The sequence below is a fragment of the Streptomyces sp. NPDC058877 genome (genome assembly GCF_042742855.1).
In the GTDB taxonomy this organism is placed as follows: Bacteria; Actinomycetota; Actinomycetes; order Streptomycetales; family Streptomycetaceae; genus Streptomyces.
The window spans coordinates 1-7,101 of sequence record NZ_JBHYMF010000281.1; the positions used below are offsets into that span (position 1 = coordinate 1).

The window sequence follows — 7,101 nt, forward strand, 5'->3', positions numbered from 1 at the left end:
CGTTTGTCCACACACCAACCGATGATCACGCGGTGGCCGTACCCGTTCCCAGCCAGGGTCGCCACAAGATCGCGAAACCAGACTGGAGTACTAGGTCGTCAGTCGTCCGGCAAGAGTTTTCTGATCAGCGGCCTGCAGAAAGGCCTGCGGTACGAGCGGTTCGAGCGGCCGGACGGGGGCTACACCAAGCAGTACATCGGCATCTTGCCGTCCTCCCCGACCCCGACCACGGCGTGCCCGTCCACCGTGCGGCCGGTCCATGCGGACAGCGGTGTGAACGCGTCGGGGCGGGGACTGCTGCGCGTCAGGTTCGTCGGACGTCCCGAAGGGGAGTGGGTCGAGATCGGCACTGACCTGGCGCCGAGTGTTGTCGCGGCTTATGGTGCCGCCGATGGCGACCGGGCCGACCGTCTCCCCGACCACTATCAGCTGGAAGTCGAGCAGATCGAACTGCTCATCGAGAATGCGCTGCTGCCCGCTAAATTCTTCGACCTGCCCGGTGCGGAGTCCCCCAACCCGGTGCACGAGCAGGTCATGCGCAACGCCTGGGCCGAGGCCGACTGCTTCATCTACGTGACCCAGGGAACCGCGACCCTCACTGCGGGCGAGCTGGGGCTCGTGACCGATCTGTACAACCACCACCTGCAGAGCGGCAAGCCGGTGCTGTGGGTACTGACCGGCATCGACCGCGCCGATCAACTCGGCAACGACAACCGCGAGGGTTGGCGGTCAGCGCGGGACACCAACAACGCGTATCTGAGCGAGCGCTTCTCGGCACCTGGTGTGACGGGAGCCAGGTTCGTCGGTGAGGGATTCCTGCCGGTGTCACCGGCCTGGGAGGCCCAGGCCGACTTGGACGAGGCCGAGGGCGATACGCGGGCAGCCCAGCGGAACCGCAGCGAGAGCCGGATGGCAGCCCTGCGCGACCGTCTCACCGAGCTGATCGAGAACGGGACGGGTCAGTACCACTTGGAGAAGATCGCGGCTGAGGCGTTCCGACTTGTCCGTACCAGGCACCGCTACATCACCGATGTGCTCGCCACCCATCAGGTGTCGGTGGAGCAGCTGACGGCAGAGCGGGAGAACCTACGGCGCCAGCTGGATGACACAGAACGGTCTGCGGAGCGCATCCGCTCCGAGCTGGATAGCGAGCTGAAGCGTCGTGTCCGAGATACCGGGCGGCAGTTCGATGAGCTGAAGGAGGTCTTCCACCGGGAGCTGGACGCCATGATTGACTCCGGAAACCTCGGCGCAGAACACCTCACCGAGGTCAAGGTGAGCCAGACACGGCTGTTCACCGAGTGGATGACGGCGGAGCAGGGCCCGGCCACCATCTGGGCGCGACACGTCGAGGAACTCGACACCCGGGCCCGTGTCCTGTTGCGCAGCGAACTGCGTGATGAGGAACATGCCACGCGCCTTGTCCCGGCGGCACCCATCGAGCCCGGCGAGCTGCTCTCCTCCCTGGACGAACACCGTAGATACGACGTCTATACCGTGGTTCAGACTGGCGCGGCCGCCGTCAGCATCCTCAGTGCCCTGGGCAGCGCGGCGACCGCCGCGCTCATGACCAGTCTGTCACTCTCCGCCGTCACCGGCGGGGTGGCGCTGGCGGGAGCGGCTGCCGTAGTACTCACCAAGGGATTGAAGGCGCGCAGGTCCGTGCTCGATCAGGCCCGGAACCAACGCAAGAACCAGCTCAACCAGGAGGTGGAGAAGGCCGGTACCGACTTCGCCGAAGTGGCCTTGCATCAGGGGCAACTGCTCGCTGATGCCGTCGCTGGCCATGTCGCAGAGCACCGGCAGCGGCTACGGGACGCGCTGCAGCAGATCGAGGACCGCATCGAGGCTCCCGACATCACGTCCAGCCTTGAGCTGGTCGCCCGACTGGAGCCGGTGGACCGGACGGGCCGTGCCATCATCGACGACCTGATGGACCTGTCCGCCTTGGCCAAGGGCAACTAACGCCGCAGCGGCGCTGAGCCCGGGCCGGGACTCAACACGACCGGGTGGCTGTGGGACGAGGGCGTTGGGTGCCTGCCGTGCGTCCTGGCCGTTTCGGCGCTGTCGGCGCTGGTCGGCCTGCATCTGTGCGGCCCGCTCGCGGGCTTCGCGGGCGTGCTGGGCGGGGGCGTCGACGGCCATTCGGGAGCGGAGGCCGCTCTCCTCGCGGAGGTCGGCCGCCGCGGTGCCGTGCCACTGGGCGGATGCGCGGTACTGCGCCGGCTCGACAGAGTGAGACCGCTGCGTCAAAGAGGGACTACCGGCGGATGTTGACCGTGATGGTCACCCCCACGGCGGTGCACAGCTGCTCTGTTTCCTCACGATCCTGGTGGGTCGGAGAAGTGCCCATGGCGGACAGCCTGGCTCTCCTTCCCGTCTGCGGTGGGCGTTGGGGCGGCTCTCCTCGTGCCGGGCCTGGACGGCTGCGCCTCCACGTCGTGGATGCGCTGTCCCGTGGGCGACACCCCGCTCTTCACCTCCCCGGATGACCTGCGGGACGGTCCTGGCGGCGCTTCTCGGCACACTGAAGACGGCCAGCGCTCTTGGGGTCCGTCGCCGTCTGCCTGCTCTGCAGCGCGCCATCGCGCGACGTGAAGGCGGTGTCCCGGGTCGAGCAGACGAGAGGGGCCAGGGCGGGTGGGTCCGGTACGCCTGCCCGCCCCGCCGCGACGTCGGGGCACCGACGAAAGGTGTCCGACGGCACCGACGAAACGGCCTGGGCGTGATGGTGAATCGGGCCGTTTCGCCATCTCAGGCACATCAGGGGCGTGGGTGGGACCGACTACCCATCGTCGCCTTGCCCGACAAGAGCTCCCTGCCTCCGGGGTAACTCAGGTCAATCCGGGTGGCCCGTTCGAAGAGGAAGTCAACCTCGACGAGCAGGGCGGCCGCTGCCAGGCAGCCTGGCAGTTCAGAAGCGAGCACTGGCGCCTTCGGCACGCCATAGCGTGTGTAGCGGTCGTCGTACTCCTCGTCCCAAGTGAACAGGTAGGGTCCCCAGTTCAACCCGACAGGGCAGTGCGTCTCGGAGCACTCATCGTCACTGCAGTGCTGTGTATCGAACCACTCAGGGTGCAGTGCCCTGGCTTGAGCTGTCGCATCGTCCATGACCACCACGTGGGCATTGGCCGCGGCGGGGACAGGCCCAAAGGCGGAGTAGAACAAACCGACACGACCTGCCGGATCCACAGCCCACCAGTGGAACTCAAGGCCCCAGCGGGGATGCGCAAAGGTGTTCTGTGTGGTCATGGGCATCAGCATAGGAAGGTGCCGCCACTCGATTTCGTCGGCGAGAGGCGCTGGTGCATGTCGCCCGAGGGCGGTAAACGATCTTCCTGGTCGTGGGAAGCGATCTCCGGCAGTCGCTGAGCCGTGCTGATCACCGTCTTTCGTCGGTGCTCCACGTCGCCCACCTCCAAGGTGCTCTGGAAGGACCTATGCGCGCCGGCGCGCGGCAAGGCGGTCCTCCCGGCGTGCCTGATCGGCCTCGCGACGCTCACCGTCTGGGGCCCGGTGACCGCCGGCCTCGCGTGGACGACCGCCCTGTGCCGGAAGTGCCATGGGCAGGTCGCGTGCCGATCCAGACCCGCGTGCCTTTTTGCACACCGGTGCGACCGGGCCTATTCCCTTCTGGCCGGCGCCGGGTTGGGAAGGTCTGTCAGGCGCGTGAGGATGGCACGGCAGGTGTGCTCGACCTCGAGGTCGAAAGCGACGGCGCCCGACCACCGCGGGTCTCCGCGATGGGGTTGCTCGAGTGAGGCCCGGATCTGGGGCAGGGCGGGACGTGCGGCCGGGCCCATGCGGCGCAGGCAGGCGAGGACATCGCGTGCGGTGGAGTCGTTGTCCTTCCAGGCAGCCAGCAGTGCCGGCACGACGGTGGCGGCCTCGCTCGTGCCGGCTATGTCCCACAGGGTGGATGCGACGTGGACGAGGGTCCACGAGTCGTTCAGCACGGCCGAGCCGTTGTGCTCGTTGCGCGCGTTCTGCTCGATCCGCTCGCTCAGGATCCGTCGCAGGCGCGGCAGTACTGCCGCTGCGTCAGGGCCGATCCGGCCGGCGAGGTCGATCGCGTCGAAATTCCTGGGGCCGTCGAGGAGACGTTCCAGCAGCGGCACGACGTTCTCGGGGCGGCGTTCGAGTTCCCAGACGGCGCTCACCGCGGCGGTGCGCAGGGAGACGTCGTCGACGTCGGTGAGGGGGCAAACGACGTCCAGGGCGGATGCGGCGCGGGGACCGAACGACGCGAGCGCCTTCAGGACGCTCTCCGCATGGCGTCCTTGCTTGTGCCGGACGGCGGCTTGGAGGGTGTCGGTGAGCGCGGGTACGGCCGCCGGATCCTGGAGCTTGGCGAGGGTGGAGGCGAGCGTCGCAGGGCTGACATCGGGCCACTCACTGGAGTGGTCGACGTCGGCGAGGCGCCGGATCAGCCGGGGGGAGAGTTCCGCGGCGCACTGGGGCAGATGGCCGACGGCGTTGATGGCGCGCCAGGCGTCGGTGTCGGTGTCCAGCGCGGTCAGCAGGCTGGGCAGGGCCCGCTCGTCTCCGAGGCCGGCCAGCGCCACGACGGCCAGTTGGTGGGCTCGGCGCACGGCATGGTGCGGGCTGGCCCACGCATCGGGCCGGTGGGTGGTGAGGTAGGCGGCGAGGGCTTCGCGGGCTGGTTCGGCGAGGGCGGCCAGTGAGCCGAGCGCTTCGGCCGCGGCCGCGGCGGTGTAGGAGTCGCCGGGCAGCAGGCAGTCGGCGATGAGCTCCACCAGAGCGGTGTGATCGCCCCGCCAGGAGGTGATCAGAGTGCGTGCCATGGCGATGGCGTCGTACCGGGTCCCCGGGTCCCGGCTGCGCAGCTGCTCGGTGAGCAGAGCCGTACGATCCCCGGCACGCGGGCCCAGGGCCGTGTGGAAGGCCGTCAGCAAAGGGGTGGTGGCGGCGTGGACGCGGCCGTGACGTTCGAGGTCGGCGAAGGCTGCCGCGATGTGCCCGGGGACGTTCGGGTCGGGTTCGGGCTCGGCCTCACATGCACACGGGCGGGACGGATCCCGGTCTCCCTGCTCTTCCTCGGGTCGGGGTGCGGGGGTGACCTGGCGAAGCAGTTCGATCGCCCTCGACACCGTCTGGTCGTCGATGGACTCGGGAGCGCAGCGGGCCTGGTGGACGAGCGCCGCCAGCCGGGTGTCCGGATCGGTCGTGGCGCTGTCGGCCAGCGTGTCCAGCCACGCCCGCGCCGGCGCAGCGGCCGCAGGCAGACGGGTCGCCAGGTCGGCCATCGTCCGCACCACCAGCAGACGCTCGGCAGCCCCGCTCTCTTCCACAAGGCGGCCCTGTAGGAGCGCGACCGCTTGTTCGGCGTCGTCCAGGAACAGCCCCAGGCCCTCCACCGCTGCCCTGCGCACCTTCGGGTCGGGGTCACCGGCGTAGGCGACGAAGGCGTCGGCGTGCTCGCGCATCAGGCGCGCGGTGTCCGGATAGATGGTGGACTCTTCACCGTCCTCGCCGCAGATGACGGCGTAGACCTCTTCGGCGCCGACCGCTTCCCGCCCGATGCTGAGCAGCAGCGCGACGACTTCCCCGCGGTCAGGCGTCGTAGGGTCGTGGGCCATTGCGAACAGGAACGGCAGGCTGGCCACCGTGCTCGAATACACGCTGCCTTGGTGGAGGGCTGCGCTGTAGAAGCCGCTGAATGCCTTCTCGCGTACGTCAGGGTCGGGCGAGCCCATGCCCCGCAGCCATCCGGGCACGTCGTCGGCCGCACCGTAGGCATGCCCCAAGGACGCCCAGTCGATCTTGTCCAAGTCGTTGATCATGACCGGCACTATGCAGGGCAGCACTGACACCCGGAACGGGACCGGTCACTATCGCGCGAACGCGCTCTTTGGCTCTATCGAGCAGTAGCGGGTTCTGGCACAGATTTTGGGGAGCGGTTGCGGAGGGTGACGATGTCGTTCGATTGAAGAGGGTGGTCACGAGCCGCGGCTGCCTGACTCGTACGCAAGCTCCGCTGCAGCACCAACAGCATCACCAGGCTCGTCCAGGCTGTCCTCACCCTGTACCTGAACTGCACAAACTGAGGTAGGCCTTCGTCCTTCACCACTCCTCGACCTGAGGATAGAAAAGACTCCATGAGTTTCGACATTTTCGTGTGCCGGTTCGAGAACGGTGAGCCGGCAGCGTTGGACATGAGTGCTGCGCACGAGGTCCTCGACCCCTATGTGGTGGCACGGGACCCCCGGACGAACTTCCTGCATGTGCGTACGGCGGATATGGAGGAGGCGGATGTGTTCTCCAGCCCGGACAACATCACCTTCAACCGCTTCGGAGGCGGCGGAATCATGGACCTCTTGGCCGTCCTGCTGCGCCGACTGGACGCTGTGCTCGTCGTCCCTGGCGGACCAACCATGATTCAGCGGGATGAGGACCGCGACCTTCTGCCTGCCGCTCTCAGGGACGAGTGGCCCGTCATCGTGGCCCGCACCGGCGCGGAGATCGATCGGGCGATCCGGGCTTCCTGAACGAACGGACGAGGGGCCCCTCCCTGGTGCGGGCCCCCGGGAACGGCCTCGTGAAGACCGCGCTCGTCCTTCACCACGCCTCGACCTGAGGTTGAAAAAGGAATCACTGCCTGAAGGCGAAGGCCGCCCCGATGCTATTGATCAGAAACTCATGGGGTTCACTCGTCGTTGCCGGGCCACGCTGACCCGCGCGTCCTCACCCCGCATTGCTTGTGGCCAGCGGTCGTCGATGACACCCGCTGCTTCCCGGCAAGCGCCACAGGCGTTCTCCCGCTTCGGCAACCACCAGTGGTCGGACGGCGACATGCCGGCTTCCTGGATTTCGCACAGCGTCCTGTCGAAGATGCCGAAGGCGTGGGAGACGTCTGCGGGAAGGCCGTCCGCAACGGCCCTCTCCCAGCGCATCTCCACAGTGAGGATTTCTCAGCGAAATTATCTTCGCGAAGCTGGGTGAACCGCTCGATTCGGGATGGATCGAGCGGCTGGGTCCCGGGCGTGGACAGGCGTGAAGCCCCTGGTAGGACAGGTCTCTCTCACAAGATCGTCCGTTGAACCAGAGGCTTCACGTTGGTCACCTATGTTGCCACGCTCG

The 7,101-nt window shown here is 67.7% G+C and carries 5 protein-coding genes; 2 read left to right on the plus strand and 3 right to left on the minus strand.

Features of this window, described 5'->3' with window-relative positions:
• On the plus strand, positions 1–1,965 hold a 1,965-nt coding region (locus ACFW2Y_RS33725; protein ID WP_384886938.1), incomplete at its 5' end, for a hypothetical protein.
• Positions 1,966–2,763: 798 nt separating this feature from the next.
• On the opposite strand, the gene ACFW2Y_RS33730 is transcribed toward ACFW2Y_RS33725, so the two are convergent.
• Both ACFW2Y_RS33730 and ACFW2Y_RS33735 read right to left on the minus strand, forming a co-directional pair.
• Positions 2,764–3,252, minus strand: coding sequence for a hypothetical protein (locus tag ACFW2Y_RS33730; protein WP_384886940.1), 489 nt, complete (start codon positions 3,250–3,252; stop codon positions 2,764–2,766).
• A gap of 371 nt (positions 3,253–3,623) precedes the next feature.
• Complete coding sequence (locus tag ACFW2Y_RS33735; RefSeq protein ID WP_384886943.1) at positions 3,624–5,804, minus strand: HEAT repeat domain-containing protein; 2,181 nt, start codon at positions 5,802–5,804, stop codon at positions 3,624–3,626.
• A gap of 315 nt (positions 5,805–6,119) precedes the next feature.
• Here ACFW2Y_RS33735 and ACFW2Y_RS33740 point away from each other — a divergent pair, with 315 nt between their 5' ends.
• Positions 6,120–6,509, plus strand: a complete 390-nt coding sequence (locus ACFW2Y_RS33740) for a hypothetical protein (RefSeq protein WP_384886945.1) — start codon at positions 6,120–6,122, stop codon at positions 6,507–6,509.
• A gap of 141 nt (positions 6,510–6,650) precedes the next feature.
• On the opposite strand, the gene ACFW2Y_RS33745 is transcribed toward ACFW2Y_RS33740, so the two are convergent.
• The gene (locus tag ACFW2Y_RS33745; RefSeq protein WP_384886948.1) at positions 6,651–6,920 is read right to left on the minus strand and encodes a hypothetical protein; all 270 of its coding nucleotides are present in this window, start codon (positions 6,918–6,920) and stop codon (positions 6,651–6,653) included.
• Positions 6,921–7,101 lie beyond the last annotated feature (181 nt).